16 protein-coding genes are annotated in these 17,898 nt (G+C 73.5%); 7 read left to right on the forward strand and 9 right to left on the reverse strand.

The annotated features are described in order from the left end of the window. Positions 1 to 119 precede the first annotated feature (119 nt). Together BLT76_RS05875 and BLT76_RS05880 are read right to left on the reverse strand one after the other, a co-directional pair. Complete coding sequence (locus tag BLT76_RS05875; RefSeq protein WP_090852223.1) at positions 120 to 377, reverse strand: hypothetical protein; 258 nt, start codon at positions 375 to 377, stop codon at positions 120 to 122. A gap of 38 nt (positions 378 to 415) precedes the next feature. Then, positions 416 to 784, reverse strand: coding sequence for an Rv2175c family DNA-binding protein (locus BLT76_RS05880; RefSeq protein WP_090852226.1), 369 nt, complete (start codon positions 782 to 784; stop codon positions 416 to 418). A gap of 127 nt (positions 785 to 911) precedes the next feature. On the opposite strand from BLT76_RS05880, the gene pknB reads away from it, so the two are divergent. The 5 genes from pknB to BLT76_RS25610 all read left to right on the forward strand — a co-directional run bounded on the left by pknB (position 912) and on the right by BLT76_RS25610 (position 7,205). Then, positions 912 to 2,948, forward strand: coding sequence for a Stk1 family PASTA domain-containing Ser/Thr kinase (pknB, locus tag BLT76_RS05885; RefSeq protein ID WP_244509277.1), 2,037 nt, complete (start codon positions 912 to 914; stop codon positions 2,946 to 2,948). 17 nt (positions 2,949 to 2,965) lie between these two features. Then, positions 2,966 to 3,847, forward strand: a complete 882-nt coding sequence (locus BLT76_RS05890) for a deoxyribonuclease IV (RefSeq protein ID WP_090852232.1) — start codon at positions 2,966 to 2,968, stop codon at positions 3,845 to 3,847. Beyond that, positions 3,844 to 4,734, forward strand: coding sequence for a DMT family transporter (locus BLT76_RS05895; RefSeq protein WP_090852235.1), 891 nt, complete (start codon positions 3,844 to 3,846; stop codon positions 4,732 to 4,734). Before BLT76_RS05890 ends, BLT76_RS05895 begins: the two co-directional genes overlap by 4 nt. Before the next feature lie 358 nt (positions 4,735 to 5,092). After that, positions 5,093 to 6,130: a 3-deoxy-7-phosphoheptulonate synthase gene (gene aroF / locus BLT76_RS05900; protein WP_244509278.1), complete on the forward strand. Its 1,038-nt coding sequence runs from the start codon at positions 5,093 to 5,095 to the stop codon at positions 6,128 to 6,130. A gap of 58 nt (positions 6,131 to 6,188) precedes the next feature. Further along, positions 6,189 to 7,205, forward strand: coding sequence for an NADase-type glycan-binding domain-containing protein (locus BLT76_RS25610; RefSeq protein WP_090852241.1), 1,017 nt, complete (start codon positions 6,189 to 6,191; stop codon positions 7,203 to 7,205). A 12-nt stretch (positions 7,206 to 7,217) separates the two neighbouring features. On the opposite strand, the gene BLT76_RS05910 is transcribed toward BLT76_RS25610, so the two are convergent. The 7 genes from BLT76_RS05910 to BLT76_RS05940 form a co-directional block, all read right to left on the reverse strand. Beyond that, a complete protein-coding gene (locus BLT76_RS05910; RefSeq protein WP_090852246.1) occupies positions 7,218 to 9,050 on the reverse strand; it encodes a hybrid sensor histidine kinase/response regulator in 1,833 nt (610 codons plus the stop codon). 161 nt (positions 9,051 to 9,211) lie between these two features. Then, positions 9,212 to 9,949 (reverse strand): response regulator transcription factor, encoded by a 738-nt coding sequence (locus BLT76_RS05915; protein ID WP_090852249.1) that lies wholly within the window; start codon positions 9,947 to 9,949, stop codon positions 9,212 to 9,214. A gap of 37 nt (positions 9,950 to 9,986) precedes the next feature. Further along, complete coding sequence (locus tag BLT76_RS05920; protein WP_090852252.1) at positions 9,987 to 11,231, reverse strand: RNA polymerase sigma factor; 1,245 nt, start codon at positions 11,229 to 11,231, stop codon at positions 9,987 to 9,989. Between the two features lie 7 nt (positions 11,232 to 11,238). Further along, positions 11,239 to 11,658 (reverse strand): YciI family protein, encoded by a 420-nt coding sequence (locus BLT76_RS05925; RefSeq protein ID WP_090852255.1) that lies wholly within the window; start codon positions 11,656 to 11,658, stop codon positions 11,239 to 11,241. A 94-nt stretch (positions 11,659 to 11,752) separates the two neighbouring features. Continuing rightward, positions 11,753 to 12,745 carry a threonine aldolase family protein gene (locus BLT76_RS05930; RefSeq protein ID WP_090853373.1) on the reverse strand — a complete coding sequence of 331 codons (993 nt, stop codon included), beginning with the start codon at positions 12,743 to 12,745 and terminating at the stop codon, positions 11,753 to 11,755. Positions 12,746 to 12,861: 116 nt separating this feature from the next. Beyond that, positions 12,862 to 14,205 carry a class II 3-deoxy-7-phosphoheptulonate synthase gene (locus tag BLT76_RS05935; protein ID WP_090852258.1) on the reverse strand — a complete coding sequence of 448 codons (1,344 nt, stop codon included), beginning with the start codon at positions 14,203 to 14,205 and terminating at the stop codon, positions 12,862 to 12,864. A gap of 67 nt (positions 14,206 to 14,272) precedes the next feature. Beyond that, positions 14,273 to 15,730, reverse strand: coding sequence for an APC family permease (locus tag BLT76_RS05940; protein ID WP_090852261.1), 1,458 nt, complete (start codon positions 15,728 to 15,730; stop codon positions 14,273 to 14,275). 113 nt (positions 15,731 to 15,843) lie between these two features. Between BLT76_RS05940 and BLT76_RS05945 the strand changes: the two genes are divergently transcribed. Both BLT76_RS05945 and BLT76_RS05950 read left to right on the forward strand, forming a co-directional pair. Continuing rightward, entirely contained in the window at positions 15,844 to 16,401 is a 558-nt protein-coding gene (locus BLT76_RS05945; RefSeq protein WP_170866958.1) for a TetR/AcrR family transcriptional regulator, read from the forward strand. Next, positions 16,398 to 17,897 (forward strand): MFS transporter, encoded by a 1,500-nt coding sequence (locus tag BLT76_RS05950; RefSeq protein WP_090852267.1) that lies wholly within the window; start codon positions 16,398 to 16,400, stop codon positions 17,895 to 17,897. The genes BLT76_RS05945 and BLT76_RS05950 overlap by 4 nt, the downstream gene beginning before the upstream one ends. Position 17,898: the final 1 nt, after the last annotated feature.

Below are 17,898 nucleotides of genomic sequence, written 5' to 3' on the forward strand. Positions count from 1 at the left end.
AGGGCTCGATCAGCTCTCGCGGGCGCCGTCCGCAGCGTCGTACGCCGGCGTGTCGAGGGCTCGATCAGCTCTCGCGGGCGCCGTCCGCAGCGTCGCACGCCGGCGTGTCGAGGCCTCGATCAGCTCTCGCGGGCGCCGTCCCGCCGGCGTCGTACGTCGGCGCGCAGCGAGGCGCCGGAGACCAGCGCCCCGAACGCGGTGAGGACGGCACCCAGACCGCCCACGACCACGCCCACCCAAGCCGAGGCGTCACCGCGACGGGTGCCGCCGCGGCCGCTCACGCCCACCCGGACGCCGCCGTCCTCGGCCAGCGCGAGGGCGGCGTCGAGAGCGCTCCAGGTCAGCAGCACCGCCACCAGGACGCAGAACAGCAGCATCAGGACCCGCCACCAGGGGGCGTGCGGACGGTCCTCGCTCAGAGCGCCATCGCCTGCGCGCGCCGCTTGACCTCGGTGCCGCGGTTCTCGCGCAGCGCGTCGATCGGCCGGCCGGGGTAGTCGTCGTCGGTGAACAGCCAGGCGATGATCTCGCGGTCGTCGTACCGGCCGTCGTGGAGCATCGTCAGCAGGCCACCGAGGCCCTTGACGACCAGGCCGTCCTGGAGGAAGTCGGCCGGCACCTGCTGGCCCGCGCCCGGCCGCGGGACCGCGGCGGCGAGCTCGTGCTCGCGGATCATCGTCTTCACCTTGGCGACGGTGACGCCCAGCAGCTTGGCGGTCGCGGCCCAGTCGAGCCACTCCGGGACCAGGGTGTCGAGGTCGGCGTCGGCGAGTCGGTCGGTCATGGCTCCCACTGTCCCACGCGCGGGCCCGCGCGCCACGCCGGGGACGGGTGAACCGGCCCGGGACGGCGCCCGATCCGTACGATTGGCCCGACGGATCCTTCCCCATCCGTCTCGCAGGAGGGTCGTTGTGGCGTCGGACGGGCACACCCGCACGCCTGCTGGCGCGCCCGCAGACGCCCTGACCGGTCGGCTCCTCGACGGCCGCTACCGCGTCGGGCCCCGGGTCGCGCGCGGCGGCATGGCCAGCGTCTACGAGGCCACCGACATCCGGCTCGACCGCACGGTCGCGGTCAAGGTGATGCACCCCGGACTGGGCGACGACGACGAGTTCGCGGCCCGCTTCGTGCGCGAGGCCCGGGCCGCCGCCCGGCTCTCGCACCCCAACGTCGTCTCCGTCCACGACCAGGGCGAGGACGACGGCGTCGTCTTCCTCGCGATGGAGCTGGTCCCGGGCCACACCCTGCGCGACACCATCGGCAAGGAGAGCCCGATGTCGCCGCTGCGGGCGCTCGCGCTGCTCGAGCCGGTGCTCTCGGCGCTCGCCGCCGCCCACCGCGCCGGGCTGATCCACCGCGACGTGAAGCCCGAGAACGTCCTGATCGCCGACGACGGCCGGGTCAAGGTCGCCGACTTCGGCCTGGCCAAGGCGGTCAGCGCCGACACGCAGCACACCGCCACCGGCGGCGTCCTGATCGGCACCGTGTCCTACCTCGCCCCCGAGCTGGTCGTCGACGGCCGGGCCGACGCCCGCGCCGACGTGTACGCCGCCGGGGTGCTGCTCTACGAGCTGCTCACCGGCCGCAAGCCGCACGAGGGCGAGTCACCGATCCAGGTCGCCTACAAGCACGTCCACGAGGACGTGCCCCCGCCGAGCGCGATCGCGCCCGGGCTGCCGGCGTACGTCGACGCCCTGGTCGCCCGCGCGACCGCCCGCGACCGCGGCCAGCGCCCGGCCGACGCCGCGGTCCTGCTCCACCACGTGCACCGGGTCACCCAGGCCCTGGCCGACGGGGTCCGCGAGGACGACGAGCTGACCGCCGACCTGCTCCCCCGCCCCGTGGTCGCCGACGGCCCCGAGCCGACGGTCGCGCTCGAGCGCCGCCCCGGCGACACCGCCCCCGAGATCTGGGACGCCGAGGAGCTCGGCCGGATCCTGGGCCCCCCGGCCACCGAGCCGACGCGGGTCCGGACCCCGACGCCGCCCGCCGGTCCCCCGACCGCCCGCGCCCCCCGCCCCGCTCCCGAGCCGCAGCCCTCGCGGCCCCGTCGACCGCGCCGCTCCCGGCGCGGGCTGGTGCTGCTGGTCGTGGCTGTCCTGCTCGCCTGCGGCGTCGGCGCGGGCGCCTGGTGGTTCGGCTCCGGGCGCTACACCGCGGTCCCGGGCGTGGTCAGCCTCCAGCAGGCGGCCGCGGTCGAGAAGCTGGAGGCCGCCGGGCTCGAGACCGAGGTCGGCGACCCGGCGTACTCCGAGACCGTGCCGGCCGGCGTCGTCATCGCCACCGACCCCGGCGCGGGCGAGCAGGTCCTCGACGGCGGCACCGTGACGATCACCGTCTCGCGCGGCAAGGAGCGCTACACGCTGCCGGCCCTGGCCGGACTCACCCTCGACCAGGCGACGGCCCAGATCGCCGACCTGAACCTGTCCCTCGGCACGGTCAAGGAGCGCTGGTCCGAGACCGTCGCCGCCGGCACCGTGATCGCCAGCTCCCCGGGCGAGGGCAAGGTGCTCGCCCGTGGCGCGAACATCGACCTCGCGGTCAGCAAGGGCCGGCGGCCGATCAAGGTCGGCGACTGGGCCGGCAGGTCGTACGACGACGCGCGGGCCGCGCTCGAGAAGCGCGGCCTGGTCGCGAAGGTCGGCGACGAGCAGTACTCCGACGACGTGCCCGAGGGCGACGTGATCGGGCAGGACCCCCGCGAGGGCACCCTCTTCAAGGGCGAGACCGTCACCTTCACCGTCTCCCTCGGCCCCGAGCTGGTCGAGGTGCCCAACGTCCGCGCCTCCGGCGTCGAGGACGCCCGCGAGCGGCTCGAGGACCTCGGTTTCGTGGTCCGGACCACCGAGGCGGCCGGCTACCTCGGCCTCGGCTACGTCTTCTCCACCGACCCCGGCGCGGGCGAGATGGTCGCCAAGGGCAGCACGATCACGCTCTCGCTCATCTGAGCGTCTAGCCTCGGGCGGTGCGCACGTCCCACGGCCAGCTCCGCAACCCCGTCGGCACCCACGTCACCGTCGGCAAGGGCCTGGTGGCCGGTGCCCTCGCCTCCGCCGAGGAGCTCGGCTGCGAGGCGTTCCAGATCTTCGTGGGCAACCCCCGCGGCTGGGCCCTGTCGGCCGGCAAGCCCGCCGAGGACGCGGCGTTCCGGGCGGCGACGGCCGAGCGTGGCCTGCGCGTTTTCGTGCACGCGCCGTACCTGGTGAACCTCGGCTCGCCGACCCCGGCGACCTACGAGAGGTCGGTCGCCTCGGTGGCCCACAACCTGCGTCGCGCGGCTGAGATCGGCGCCGAGGGCGTCGTCGTGCACACCGGCTCGTTCGTCGACCCGGGCAAGGGCTCGGCCGAGCGGTACGACGCCGCGATGCGCCAGGTCCGCGAGGGCCTGCTGCCGCTGCTCGACGGGCTCTCCGAGGACTCCCCCTGGCTGCTGCTGGAGCCGACCGCCGGGCAGGGCCGGTCGCTGTGCGCGGGCGTCGAGGACCTGGCGCCGTACCTCGCCGCGCTCGACGACCACCCGAGGGCCGGGATCTGCCTGGACACCTGCCACGTCTTCGCCGCCGGCGCTCCGCTGGACGAGCCGGGCGGCACCACCGCCACGGTCGACCGGATCGTCGAGATCGGCGGCCCCGGACGGCTCCGGCTGGTGCACGCCAACGACTCGATGGACGTGCGGGGTGCGTTCAAGGACCGGCACGAGAGGCTCGGCGAGGGACACATCGGGCTGCTCGCGTTCGAGGAGCTGCTGGCCCACCCGGCCACCGCGGGCGTGCCGTTCGTGCTGGAGACGCCGGGCTCGCGCGACGCGGGCGACCCCGGGATCGAGCTGCTGAAGAAGATGCGGTGACGAACCGCCGTACCTCCCTGCTCGCCACGCTGGTCCTGCTCGCCATGACGGCGAGCTGGGGCTCGACGTTCTTCCTCATCAAGGACCTGCTCGACCGGGTGCCGACGCTGGACTTCCTGGCGGTGCGGTTCGCGATCGCCGGCGTGGTGATGGCCCTGGTCGCACCCCGGGCGCTGGCGCGGCTCTCGGCCGAGTCGCGGCGGCGGGCAGTGGTCCTCGGCGGCGTGTACGGCGTCGCCCAGATCCTGCAGACCGCCGGCCTCGCGCACACCCCGGCATCGGTCTCCGGCTTCATCACCGGCATGTACGTCGTCTGCACCCCGCTGCTCGCCGCCGTGCTGCTGCGGACCCGGATCACCGGCCTGGCCTGGGCGGCGGTCGCGCTCGCGACGACCGGCCTCGGCGTCCTCACCCTGGACGGGCTGTCGATCGGGTACGGCGAGGCGATCACCCTCGTCGCGGCCGTGCTCTACGCGCTGCACATCGTCGCGCTCGGCGCCTGGGCCAACGCCCGCGAGGCGCTCGGGATGTCGATCGTGCAGCTGCTGGTGATCGCCGTGATCTGCCTGGTCGCGACGGCGCCGGACGGGATCGTGCTGCCGTCGACCGGGGCGGACTGGCTGTCGGTCGTCTACATGGCCCTGGTCGCCGGCGCCCTCGCGCTGATCGGCCAGACCTGGGCGCAGTCCCACCTGCCCCCGACCCGCAGCGCGATCGTGATGAGCATGGAGCCCGTGTTCGCGGCGTTCTTCGCCGTACTGCTCGGGGGTGAGGCGGTCACCGGGCGGATGGCCGTCGGCGGGCTGCTCGTGCTCGCCGCGATGCTCGTCGTCGAGGCGGCTCCGCGGCGGAAGGTCGAGGGCGAGGTCCAGCACCTGGCGGTGTGAGGAGGGTCCGCGCGGCACCGGGATCGGCGTCGGAGAAGGTGACCGCTCAGCACGATCCGGCCCCGGCGTGTCGGGGTGCTGGCCCGTCACTTTCTCCCCTCCCGGGCAGGCCCGACCACCCCACCGACCGAGTGGCTGTCCGCACTCTGAAAACCGGCGGCGGCACGAGGCCCGGTCGCCTACGGTTCCTCACGTGGCGCCGACCTACTTCTTTCGACACCTGCCGGGAGCTCCCGTGCAGGCCGTCGTGACGTAGACGCGCCGCACACCACCAACGCCCCCGGCTCACGGCCCGGGGCGTTTCGTCTGTCCGGGGCCGCGCCGGCCAGAGAAGGGAAGCACCAGCATGGTCGTCGTCATGTCCCCGGACGCCACCGACGAGGATGTCGCGCACGTCGTCGCCCGGGTCGAGGGAGTCGGGGGCGAGGCCTTCGTCAGCAAGGGCGTCGTCCGCACCATCATCGGGCTCGTCGGTGACATCGACTCCTTCCACCACCTCAACCTGCGCACCCTGCGCGGGGTGGCGGACGTGCACCGCATCTCCGACCCCTACAAGCTGGTCAGCCGCCAGCACCACGCCGACCGCTCCACGGTCTGGGTGGGTCGCGAGGGCCGCCAGGTGCCGATCGGCCCCGACAGCTTCACGTTCCTGGCCGGTCCCTGCGCGGTCGAGACGGCGGAGCAGACCCTGGAGTCGGCGCAGATGGCCAAGTCGGCCGGAGCGACGATCCTGCGCGGCGGGGCCTACAAGCCGCGGACGTCGCCGTATGCCTTCCAGGGGCTGGGGGTCCCCGGGCTGGAGATCCTGGCCGGCGTCGGCGAGGCCACCGGTCTCCCGGTGGTGACCGAGGTCGTCGACGCGCGCGACGTACCGGTGGTGGCGGAGTACGCCGACATGCTGCAGATCGGCACCCGCAACATGGCCAACTTCGGGCTGCTCCAGGCCGCCGGCGACGCCGGCAAGCCGGTGCTGCTGAAGCGCGGGATGACGGCCACCATCGAGGAGTGGCTGATGGCGGCCGAGTACATCGCCCAGCGCGGCAACCTCGACGTCGTCCTCTGCGAGCGCGGCATCCGCACCTTCGAGCCGTCGACCCGCAACACCCTCGACATCTCGGCCGTCCCGGTCGTCCAGGCGACCAGCCACCTGCCGGTCATCGTCGACCCGTCGCACGCGTCGGGCCGCAAGGACCTGGTCGTGCCGCTGTCGCGCGCGGCGATCGCGGTCGGGGCCGACGGGGTCATCGTCGACGTCCACCCGGACCCCGAGACCGCGCTCTGCGACGGGCCGCAGGCGCTGCTCGGCAGCGAGCTGCGCGAGCTCGCCCAGGCGGTACGACGGCTGCCCCCGATCGTCGGCCGGGTGGACGCGGGGAGCCTGGTCAGGACCGTCTGAGCCGGTTTCGCCTAATCTTTCGCACGCGAGACCCGCGACGGGCCGGCGAAGGAGCGAGATGACCACCTGCACGAGGTGCGGCCACCGGATCGAGGTGGGCAGGTTCTGCACCAACTGCGGCGCGCCGGTCGGCCCGGCGGGCGCCGGGCCGACCGACACCGCCGAGCGGCCCGCCGTACCGACGGCCGGTCCGACGTCGCCCCCGCCCCCGCTGCCGCCCGCGCCGACCACCGCCAGGTTCCCGCTCTTCGCCGACGAGGTCGGGGCGGCCGGACCGCCTCCGCCGCCCCCGCCGCCGCCCTCGGAGCCGCCCAGCGGGCCTCCGACGACGCCACCCGCCGGCCGGCCCGCGCACCGTCGCCGTACCGGCTGGCTGGTGTGGGTGGTGACGGCGGCCGTGCTGGTGGTCGTCGCGCTCGCGGGCGCGAGCCTGCTGCTCGCGGGCGGTGGCGACGACGACGACCGCGCCGACGACCCCGCGGGCTCGTCGAGCACGGAGCCGGCCGAGGAGACGACCCCGGCCGACCCCGGTGCGGACCCACCGACCGAGGAGACCCCGGCCGAGGAGGCACCCGCCGGCGAGCCCGAGGACGTGGCCGGCGCCGCGACGGCCGAGGTCCCCGCGACCGCTCCCCCGGGCACCGACGTCGACGGCGCGCGGATCCGCTACGACGCCGACAAGATGCTGGACGGCGACCCGACGACCTGCTGGCGGATGACCGGCGACGGCACCGGTCGCGAGATCGTCCTGACCCTGGCCGAGCCCACCACGGTCTCGGCGCTGGGGCTGATCAACGGCTACGCCAAGACGGCCCGCGACGGCCGCGACCGCCCGCTCAACTGGTACGCCGGCAACCGCCGGATCCTGGCCGTCGAGTGGGAGCTCGACGACGGCACCGTCGTCCCGCAGGACCTCCGGGAGACCCGCGATCTGCAGGCGGTCGAGATCGACCCGGTCGAGACCTCCCGGATCGTGCTGCGGCTCGTCAAGGTCAGCAGTCCCGGCAAGGGCCGGGCCAAGCGCGACAACACCGCCGTCAGCGAGGTCGCGGTGGTGGGCACGCCGGCCGGCTGAGCCCGGCCTCCGTCAGGAGGTGCGCTGGCGCTGCGGTGCCCGGGCCAGCGCGGCGGTGAGCGCGTCGAGCACGACCGGCTTGCTGAGGTAGTCGTCCATGCCTGCGGCCAGGAACCGCTCCCGGTCACCACCGAGGGCGTTGGCGGTCAGCGCGACCAGCCACGGTCGGTCCTCGCCCGCCTGCTCGCGGATCAGGCTGGCGGCGCGCAGACCGTCCATGACCGGCATCTGGATGTCCATGAGGACCAGGTCGAAGGAGCCCAGGCGTACGGCGTCGACGGCCTGCTGGCCGTTGACGACCACCGTCGGCACGATGCCCAGCCGGTCCAGCATCCGGGTGATGACCTTGCGGTTGACCGGGTCGTCCTCGACCACCAGCACCGCCTGACCGTCGGGCGGCGGCGGGGACTCGATCGTCGCGGGTGGCTCGCGGGTGCAGGAGCCGTGCACCATCCGGATCTCGACGCGGGTGCCCTCGCCGACCGAGGAGGTCAGGTCGATGCGGCCGCCCATCGCCTCGACCAGCCGGCGCGAGATCGCCAGGCCCAGGCCGGTGCCGCCGTGCTCGCGGGTGGGTGAGGCGTCGACGCGCACGAACGAGCGGAAGAGCTCGGGGACCCGCTCCGCGGGGATCCCGATGCCGGTGTCGCGCACCGTGGTGACCACCTCGTGCCGGCCGTCGGGCAGCTCGCGGGCCGAGCAGTCGATCTCGACGGCGCCGTGCTCGGTGAACTTCACCGCGTTGCCGACGACGTTGACCAGCACCTGCCGGAGCCGGGTCGTGTCGCCGCGGAGGCTGGCGGGGATGTCGGCGGCGCAGCGCAGCACCAGGTCGATGCCCTGGTGGTCGGCGGCCGGGACGAACATCCCGACCGTCTCGTCGAGCAGGTCGCGCATCGAGAACGGCTCGTCGGCGTAGGCCATCCGACCGGACTCGAGGCTGGAGTAGTCGAGGACGTCGTTGATCAGGGCGAGCAGGTGGCTGCCGCTGCGGTGCGCGGTGAGCACGAAGTCGCGCTGCTCGTCGTCGAGCTCGGTGAGCAGCAGCAGGTCGGTGAGGCCGAGGACCGCGTTGAGCGGAGTCCGGATCTCGTGGCTCATGGTGGCCAGGAAGGTGGCCTTCTCCTGCGCCGCGAGCTCGGCCGCCTGCCGGGCCGCCGTGTGCAGCTGCTCCAGCTCGTGGCGCTCGGTGATGTCGGTCATCACCGCGAAGTAGCCCTCGGTCGTGCCGTCCGGCGCGTGCAGCGGCGAGGCGTCGACGCTCAGCCACGACTCGCGCCCGTCGGCGCCCTGCAGCACGACCTCGACCTGCATCCGCTCGCCGCGCTCCATCGCCGAGCCGAGGAGCGCGATGCTCCGCGGGTCGGTGGCCGGGCCCTGGAGGAACTCCATGGCGTGTCGCCCGCGCATCACCTCCAGCGTCCAGCCGGAGGCCCGCTCGAAGGCCTCGTTGACCCACAGGATCAGTCCGTGCTCGTCGGTCGCGGCCAACGCGCTGTCGGTGGCCCGGACCACCCGGGAGTAGAACGACAGGTCGTCGTTGACCTCCTGCAGCTCACCGAGCGCCTGCTCACGGTGCCGGTCGACCCGGATCAGCAGCCACGCGCCCACGATCGTGAAGGCGATCCCGGAGAGCAGGATCCCGCAGAGCAGCACCAGCAGCCGCACCAGGTCGCCGACCAGCTCGCCGTCGATCGGCTCGGCGTTGTCGAACTGCCGCTCGTGCTCGCGGGCGTCCATGAGCAGGTCGTGGCCCAGCACCACGCTCGCGGCGATGAGCGCGAGGCCCAGCAGCCCGAAGCCCGCCGCGACCCACTGCCAGCGGCGCGGGGCGCGCCTCAGCACCGCGCCACCGTCGGTCGTACGGCGGCCCGGCGGGCCCGCGAGCGGGCAGCACGGACGTCGAGCATGGCAGTCACGATGTCAGCCGAAGCGCAAGGAAGGCCTGAGACTACGTGTGAATTCGATCAAGGTCGGGCCGCCCCCCCGGTCGGCCGTCCGGGCGGTCAGGCCCCGGACTGGAGACGGTACCCGAGACCGCGGACCGTCGTGATCGGATCGGGTGAGCCGGGGGCGGCGCGGAGCTTGCGGCGCAGGTTGCCGATGTGGACGTCGACGACCCGCAGGTCGCCCTCGTAGGTGCGGCCCCACACGTCCTCGTGCAACTCGCTGCGGCTGAAGACCTTGCGCGGCGAGGCGGTCAGCGCCGACAGCAGGTCGAACTCGATCCTGGTCAGCGCCAGCGGGATCCCGGCGACCGTGACCTCGCGGCCCGCGACGTCCAGCTCCAGCGTGCCGACCCGACGTACCTCCGGGGCACGCGGCGCGCGCGGACGACGTCGTACGGCCTCGATGCGGGCGGCCAGGAGCACCGGCGAGTAGGGCTTGGTGACGTAGTCGTCGGCCCCGAGCCGGAAGCCGATGACCTTCTCGACCTCGGAGCCGTGCGCCGTGACCATCACCACGTGCGCGTCGGTGAAGGTGCGCAGCCGCCGGCAGACCTCGAAGCCGTCCATGCCCGGCAGGGCCACGTCGATCAGGACCAAGTCGTAGTCGTGGACCCGGGCCGCGTCCAGCCCGCGCTCGCCCGACGCGGCCTGGTGCACCTCGTAGCCACCCTGCTCGAGGATGCGCCGGGAGAGCCGGGCGAACTCCTCGGCGTCCTCGATCACCAGCGCGGTCGGCCGGCTCGCGAGCGGCCGCCGGGGCCGGGTGGCGAGCGCGGTCAGGACGGGGGAAGGCATGGGCGACCCATCGGCAGGAGGTCGCCCCGCCTGAGCGTCAGCCGCCCAGCGCGACGATCTTGCGGCGCAGCAGCCGACGCTCGCGCTCCTGCGGGCAGAGGACGACGGCGGCCTCCAGCTCGGCCCGTGCCTCGTCGGCGCGACCGAGTCGGGTCAGCAGCTCGCCGCGGACGCTCGGGAGCAGGTGGGACCCGGCGAGCCGGCCCTCGGCGACCAGCTCGTCGACCGCGGCCAGGGCCGCCGCCGGGCCCTCGGCCATCGCCAGGGCGACCGCCCGGTTGAGGGCGACGACGGGCGACGGGGCGAGGCGGCCGAGCGCCTCGTAGAGCAGCACCACCCGCTCCCAGTCGGTCGCGGCCACCGAGGGCGCGACCGCGTGGCACTCGGCGATCGCGGCCTGGACGCCGTACGCCCCGAGGCCGCGGCCGACCTGGCCGGCCCGGGCCAGCGCCGCCCGGCCGCGACGGATCGCGGCGTGGTCCCAGCGGCGCCGGTCCTGGTCCTCCAGGAGGACCGGGTCGCCGGCCGCGTCCAGGCGCGCGGGGAAGCGGGCCGCGGTGAGCTCCAGCAGCGCCAGCAGCCCGTGCACCTCCGGCTCCTCGGACACCAGCCGGGCCAGCACCCGGGCCAGCCGGGTCGCCTCGACGGCGAGGTCGACCCGGATCAGGTCGCGACCGGACGTCGCCGAGGACCCCTCGGTGAAGATCAGGTAGAGCACGCTGAGCACCGGGCCGAGCCGCTCGCGACGCTCCGCGGCCGGCGGCACCTCGAACGGCACCCGGGCGGCCGCCAGCGTCTTCTTGGCCCGGGTGATCCGCGCCTGCACGGTCGCGGTCGGCACCAGGAAGCCGCGGGCGATCTCGTCGCTGGTCAGGCCGCCCAGGACCCGGAGCGTGAGCGCCACCTGCGACTCCGGCGACAGCGCTGGGTGGCAGGACACGAACAGCAGCGCGAGCGCGTCGTCCTCGATCCGGTCGGGGTCCCAGAGCAGGTCCGGGTCGGCAGGCTGGTCGGCCCCCGGGTCGCGGGCGAGCGCGGCGTACCGCTCGTCGCGGGCGGCGCGCCGCCGGAAGCCGTCGATCGCCCGCCGCCGGCCGACGGTGAGCAGCCAGCCCGCCGGGTTGGCCGGTACGCCGTCGCGCGGCCAGCCGACCAGCGCCTCGGCCAGCGCCTCCTGGGCGAGGTCCTCCGCGAGCGCGAAGTCGCCGGTGTAGCGGGCCAGGGTGGCGACGATGTGGGCCGACTCGATGCGCCACACCGCCGCCACCGCCTCCCTGGTCACGGCCGGGTCACAGCTGGCCGGTGGCCTCGCGCCAGGCCCGCTCCTTCTGGATCCACGGGTTGTCCTGCGGGAACTCGTCGATGCTCGGGACCCGGCGGATCTCCGTCTTGATCCCCGGCCGGGTCATCGGCAGCCGACGGGCCCACTCGACGGCCTCCTCCTGCGAGGCCACCTCGAGGAGATAGAAGCCGCCGAACAGCTCCTTGGTCTCGCCGTACGGCCCGTCGGTGACGACCGGCGGCTCGGAGGAGTAGTCGACGACGACGCCCTGCGCGGCGTCGTCGAGGCCCTCCGCGGCGAGCAGCACGCCGGCGGTGATCAGCTCCTCGTTGAAGCGGCCCATCGCCTCGAGCATCTGGTCGAAGTCGACATCGGCATAACTCGCGACGGCCTCGTCGGTCCCGCGCATGATCAGCATGTACTTCATGGTGCTCTCCTGTCGCATCGGGGTCCCGGTGGGACCCTCTCACCCGTCAGTCGAACGGGGAACGCCGCGATCGACACCGCTCCGGACGTTCTTCTCAGAGGCTCGCGAGGACGCTCGCGGCCCGCTCGGCGTCGGCGCGGCTCACGTCGAGGTGCGTGACGAGGCGTACGGCGGTGGGCCCGACCGTGGCCACCAGGACCCCGGCCTCGCGGGCCCGCTCGACGTACGACGCCGCGTCGGGCCGGTCGACCACGACGATGTTGGTGTCGACCGCGTCCGGGTCGCCGCCCGCGGCCTCGGCGAGCAGCCGGGCGTGGGCGTGGTCGTCGGCCAGCCGCTCGACGTGGTGGTCGAGGGCGTGCAGACCGGCCGCGGCCAGCAGGCCGACCTGGCGCATGCCGCCGCCCATCCGCTTGCGCCACACCCGGGACTCGGCGATCGCGTCGGCCGAGCCGACCACCAGCGACCCGACCGGCGCGCCCAGGCCCTTGGACAGGCAGACGGCCAGCACGTCGGCGACCGCGCCGTACTCCTGCAGCGGCGTGCCGGTCGCGACGTGCGCGTTCCAGACGCGGGCGCCGTCCATGTGCACCTTCGCGCCGGCGGCGGTCGCGAATTCGCGCAGGTCCCGCAGGTCGGCCAGCGGCAGCACCGCTCCCCCGGCGAAGTTGTGGGTGTTCTCGACCGAGATCGCCGCGGTCGGCACGAAGTAGTGCCCCATGTCGGGGGCGAACAGGTCGCGCAGCACCGGCAGGTCGACCTGGCCGCGCGGGTGGATCCAGGTGCGCGAGGTGATGCCGGAGTAGGCACCGTGCGCCCCCAGCTCGGCCCGCACGATGTGGGCCCGCGACTCGCAGAGCACCTCCTGCCCGGGCTGGACGACGGTGCGCACCGCGAGCACGTTGGCCATCGAGCCGGTCGGCGTGAACAGCGCCGCCTCGTGGCCGAACAGCCCCGCGACCCGCTCCTCCAGCGCCCGGACCGTCGGGTCCTCGCCGTACACGTCGTCGCCGACCTCGGCCCGCGCCATCGCCGTACGCATCGCCTCGGTGGGCCGGGTCAGGGTGTCGCTGCGGAGATCGATCATCACTGTCCCTCGGTGGTCGAGTAGCGAGCGCCAGCGAGCGTATCGAGACCGCTGATGGTCTCGACACGCCGCCTCGTTCCTCGACGGCTACTCGACCGACGAGGCGCCCAGAGCGGTCAGGGCTTGGAGGATCGCAGCATGTCCGCGACGAGGAACGCCAGCTCGAGGGACTGGACCCGGTTGAGCCGCGGGTCGCAGACCGACTCGTAGCGAGCGGAGAGGTCCATGTCGGTGAGCTCCTCGCCGCCGCCGACGCACTCGGTGACGTCGTCACCGGTGAGCTCGACGTGCAGGCCACCGGGCCAGGTGCCGAGCGCGCGGTGCACGTCGAAGAAGCCCTGGACCTCGTCGATGACGTCGTCGAAGCGGCGGGTCTTGTAGCCCGAGCTGGCCTCGAAGGTGTTGCCGTGCATCGGGTCGCAGATCCAGGCGACCTGGAGACCCTCGGCGGTGACCTTCTCGATCAGCGACGGGAGACCGTCGCGGATCTTGCCGGCGCCGAAGCGGGTGATGAAGGTGAGCCGGCCGGCCTCGTTGGTCGGGTTGAGCTTGGCGGCCAGCGCCAGGGCGTCGTCGGCCGACGTGGTCGGGCCGAGCTTGACGCCGATCGGGTTCTGGATGTGGCTGAGCAGCTCGACGTGGGCGTTGTCGAGCTGGCGGGTGCGCTCACCGATCCAGACGAAGTGGCCGGAGACGTCGTACGGGAGCTGGGTGCGCGAGTCGATGCGGGTGAGGGCGTGCTCGTACTCCAGCACCAGCGCCTCGTGGCTGGAGTGGAAGTCGACCCGGTGGAACTCGTCGGGGTCGGCGCCGATGGCCTTCATGAAGGTGAGCGCGCGCTCGATCTCGTGGGCCATCGCCTCGTACTGCTGGCCGAACGGCGAGGTCTTCACGAAGTCGGTGTTCCAGGTGTGCACCTGGCGGAGGTCGGCGTACCCGCCGGTGACGAAGGCGCGGACCAGGTTGAGCGTCGCGGCCGAGGAGTTGTAGACGTCGACGAGCCGCTGCGGGTCGGGGACCCGGGAGGCCTCGGTGAACTCGTAGCCGTTGACCGCGTCGCCGCGGTAGGCCGGCAGCGTCACACCGTTGCGCGTCTCGTTGTCGCTGGAGCGCGGCTTGGCGTACTGCCCGGCGATCCGACCGAGCTTCACGACCGGCACCGACGCGGCGTAGGTCAGCACGACGGCCATCTGCAGCAGCACCCGCAGCTTGTTGCGGACGTTGTCGGCGGTGACGCCGGCGAACGTCTCGGCACAGTCGCCGCCCTGGAGGATGAACGCCTCGCCCCGGGTGACGGCCGCGATCTTGTCCTTCAGCTCGTCGCACTCCCCCGCGAAGACCAGCGGCGGCATCGTCCGCAGCCGGTCGACGGCGGCGTCCACCTTCGCGCGGTCGGGGTACGTCGGCTGCTGGGCCGGGCCGAGGGCGTGCAGGTCAGCCAGGGAGGGGATGGTGCTCACCCCACCAGGGTACGGCGGCCCGCCGTACTGCCCCGATTCGTCGCGGGGCGGTGAGACCGCGCTGTGCTCAGTCCTCCAGGTGCTCGATGTCGCGGAAGCCGGTCTTCTTGGCGCGGATGCCGCGGTTGGTCAGCCAGGTGAAGGCCCACAGCACGATGCCGAGGCCGAGCAGGCCGGCGGCGATCTTGTACTGGACCATGTCGGCCTCCAGCCGCGCCCAGGGCCCGAGCAGGAAGGCGCAGCCGATCGCGCCGACGATCGGGATCACCGTGGGCGCGCGGAAGGCGCGCTCGGGCGTGGGGTCGCGGCGCAGGACCAGGCAGCAGACGTTGACGATCGTGAACACCGCGAGCAGCAGCAGCGAGGTGGTGCCCGACAGCGCCGCCACGACCGTGGTGTCCGACTGGGTGCGGACCACGACGATCAGCGCGAGGGCGAGGACCGTCGTGAACAGGATCGCGACCCACGGCGAGCGGCGGACCGGCAGCACCCGGCCGAGGGTGCGCGGCAGCACGTCCTGCTGGGCCATGCCGTAGATCAGCCGGCTGGCCATGAGCATGTTGATCAGGGCGGTGTTGGCGACGGCGAAGACCGTCAGGAACGGGAAGATCTTGTCGATCGGCAGGTCGGGCGCGCCGACGCGGACGACGTCGAGCAGGATCCCGGCCTCGGCGTTCTTCGGGTTCGCGATGTCGCCGGGCGGGATGACCGCGACCACGGTGACGGCGACGAGCATGTAGATGACGACCGCGATGCCGAGACCGGTCAGCATCATCCTCGGGAAGATCTTCAGAGGGTCCTTGGTCTCCTCGACCATGTTGACCGAGTCCTCGAAGCCGACCATCGAGAAGAACGCGATCGCGGTGGCCACGGTGACGGCCATGAACAGGCCCTTGTCGTCGGGGCCCTCGAAGACCGTGACCCGGCTCAGGTCGCCGTCGCCACCGGTCACCGCGTAGAAGCCGATCCCGATGACGATCGCCAGCGCGGCCATCTCGACCAGGGTGAGGATCACGTTGAACTTCACGCTCTCCCCCACGCCACGCAGGTTGATCCCGGCCAGCAGACCCATGAAGAGCAGCGCGACCACCAGGCTGGCGGTGTCGCTGGTGGGGATCCCCGGCAGCAGCTCGTCGAGGCCGATGAGCAGGTTCTCGGCCAGCAGTCCCGACGAGGTCGAGGCGCTGGTGATGCCCGAGCACACCACCGTGAAGGCGACCAGGAACGTGACGAAGTGGATGCCGAACGCCTTGTGCGTGTAGAGCGCCGCGCCCGCCGCCTGCGGGTACTTCGTCACCAGCTCCAGGTAGGAGTACGCCGTCAGCGTCGCCACCGCGAAGGCGACCAGGAACGGCAGCCACGCGATCCCACCCACCTGGCCCGCCAGGCGACCGGTCACGGCGTACACGCCGGCACCGAGGATGTCGCCGACGATGAAGAGCAGGAGGAGCTTCGGTCCCATCACCCGCTTCAGGTCGGGCTCGGCTCCGTTGACGTCGACCTGGTCGCTGCTGGCTGCGGTCATGGGTGGCCAGTTGCCCTCACCCCTCGGGGCGAAACCTCGCCGGATTAGTGGACCGGACCAGAATGAGACACAATTGTCTCATTCGATCCATTCACGTCTCACGGAGGTACGTCGTGGCCACCCGCGACCAGCTGCTCGACGGCGCGCTTCACCACCTGAACGCCCACCCCGCGACCTCGATGTCCGAGCTGGCCGCGGCCATCGGCGTCGGCCGAGCCACCCTGCACCGGCACTTCGCGACCCGGGCCGACCTGGTGCGGGCCATCGGCGAGCGCAGCATGGAGCGCTGGGAGACGACCCAGGCGACCACCGGCGTGCGCGAGGCGACCGTCTCGGACGACGCCGACGTCGTCCGCGAGTGTCTGCGCGGCATGCTGGCCGCGCTGACCCGCGACGCCGAGGACTTCGCCTTCGTGCTGACCGACGACTCGATGATCGAGGACGCCGGGCTGCTCGCGCGGATGACGGCGCTGCAGGCGGTCGAGGTGGAGCTGATGGTTGCCGGCCAGCGGACCGGCGTGCTGCGCTCCGACGTACCGGCCGCATGGTTGAGCCACCTGGTGTACGGCGTGATGGTCTCGGTGCGCGAGGCGCTGCGCGCAGGAGACCTGGCCCCGCGCACCGCCGCCGACGTCGTCGTCAGCACCTTCCTGTCGGGAGCGTCGGCATGAGCAGCTCGAAGCGGTGGGCCGGCCTCGCCGTCCTCTGCGCCAGCCTGCTGGTCGTCGTCATGGACATGACCATCCTCAGCCTGGCCCTGCCGGCCATCGCGGCCGACCTGCGCCCCGGCGCGGTCGAGCAGCTGTGGATGGTCGACGTCTACGCGCTGGTGCTGGCCGGTCTGCTGGTGACCGCCAGTGCGCTCGGCGACCGCTGGGGCCGACGCCGGATGCTGGTGGCGGGCTTCGCGACCTTCGGGGCGGCGTCGGTCGCCGTCCTGCTGGTCGACAGTCCCGAGGGCGTGATCGCCGTCCGGGCCCTGCTCGGGGTCGGCGGGGCGATGATCATGCCGTCGACCCTGTCGATGGTGCGGGCGCTGTTCACCGACCCGCGCCAGCGGGCCACGGCCCTGGGGTGGTGGGGCGCCACCGCCGCGGTCGGCGCCGCCCTGGGCCCGATCATCGGCGGCGCGCTGCTCGAGGCGTTCAGCTGGCACTCGGCCTTCCTGGTCAACGTTCCGGTGATGGCGGTGGCCATGGTGGCCGCCCTGCTCCTGCTGCCCGAGAGCCGCTCGGACCGGCCCGGCACCCTCGACCCGCTGGCCACCGTGCTCTCGGTGGTCGGGATGGTCGCGCTGGTCTACGCCGTCAAGCACACCGGCGAGCACGGGGTCGACGCCGAGGGCGTCGGCACCGCCGTGGTGGCGGTCGCCGCGCTGGTGCTGTTCGTACGGCGCTGCCTGGCCCAGCCCGATCCCGTCCTGGAGGTCCGGCTGTTCCGGAGCCGGGCGTTCACCGCCGGCACCGTGACCGCCCTCTGCACGAGCATCGCCTCGATCGCCGCGCTGCTGCTGCTCAGCCAGTGGCTGCAGCTGGTCCGGGGCTGGTCACCGTTGGAGTCCGGCCTCGCGCTGCTGCCGATGGCGGTCGCGGGGGTCGTGTGCTCGCCCCTCGCACCGGCTCTCGCGGAGCGGATCGGCGCCCGTCCGGTCCTCGCCGGCGGACTCGCGGTCGGCGGCCTCGGCTTCCTGCTGGTCTTCCTGCTCCCCGAGCCGCTGTCGTATGTCGGTGTCGCCGCCTCCCTCGTCCTCGTCGGCGCGGGCAGCGGGTCGCTGGCCGTCGCCTCGGCCGCGATCATGTCCGGCGCGCCCGAGTCCAAGGCCGGGAGCGCGGCCGCGATCGAGGAGTCGAGCTACGAGATCGGCGGCGTGCTCGGGGTGGCGGTGCTCGGGAGCCTGGCCGCCGCGGTCTACCGCGCCGACCTCCCGGCCCGCGATCTCGCTGCGGCCGGACTCGACGCCGAGGCGTCGGGCGTGGTCCGCGACTCGCTCGGCGGAGCCCTCGAGGTCGCGGACGTCGCCGGCCCCGGCCTGGCGGCCCAGGCCACCGAGGCGTTCACCCACTCACTGGCCTGGGCGGGGCTGGCCGGCGGGCTCGTCATGCTCGCCGCCGCGGCGCTGGTCTGGTGGCTGGCGCCGCGCGACCTGGACGTGTCAGCGGGGCACTGAG

The organism is Nocardioides lianchengensis, assembly GCF_900101465.1.
GTDB lineage: Bacteria > Actinomycetota > Actinomycetes > Propionibacteriales > Nocardioidaceae > Nocardioides > Nocardioides lianchengensis.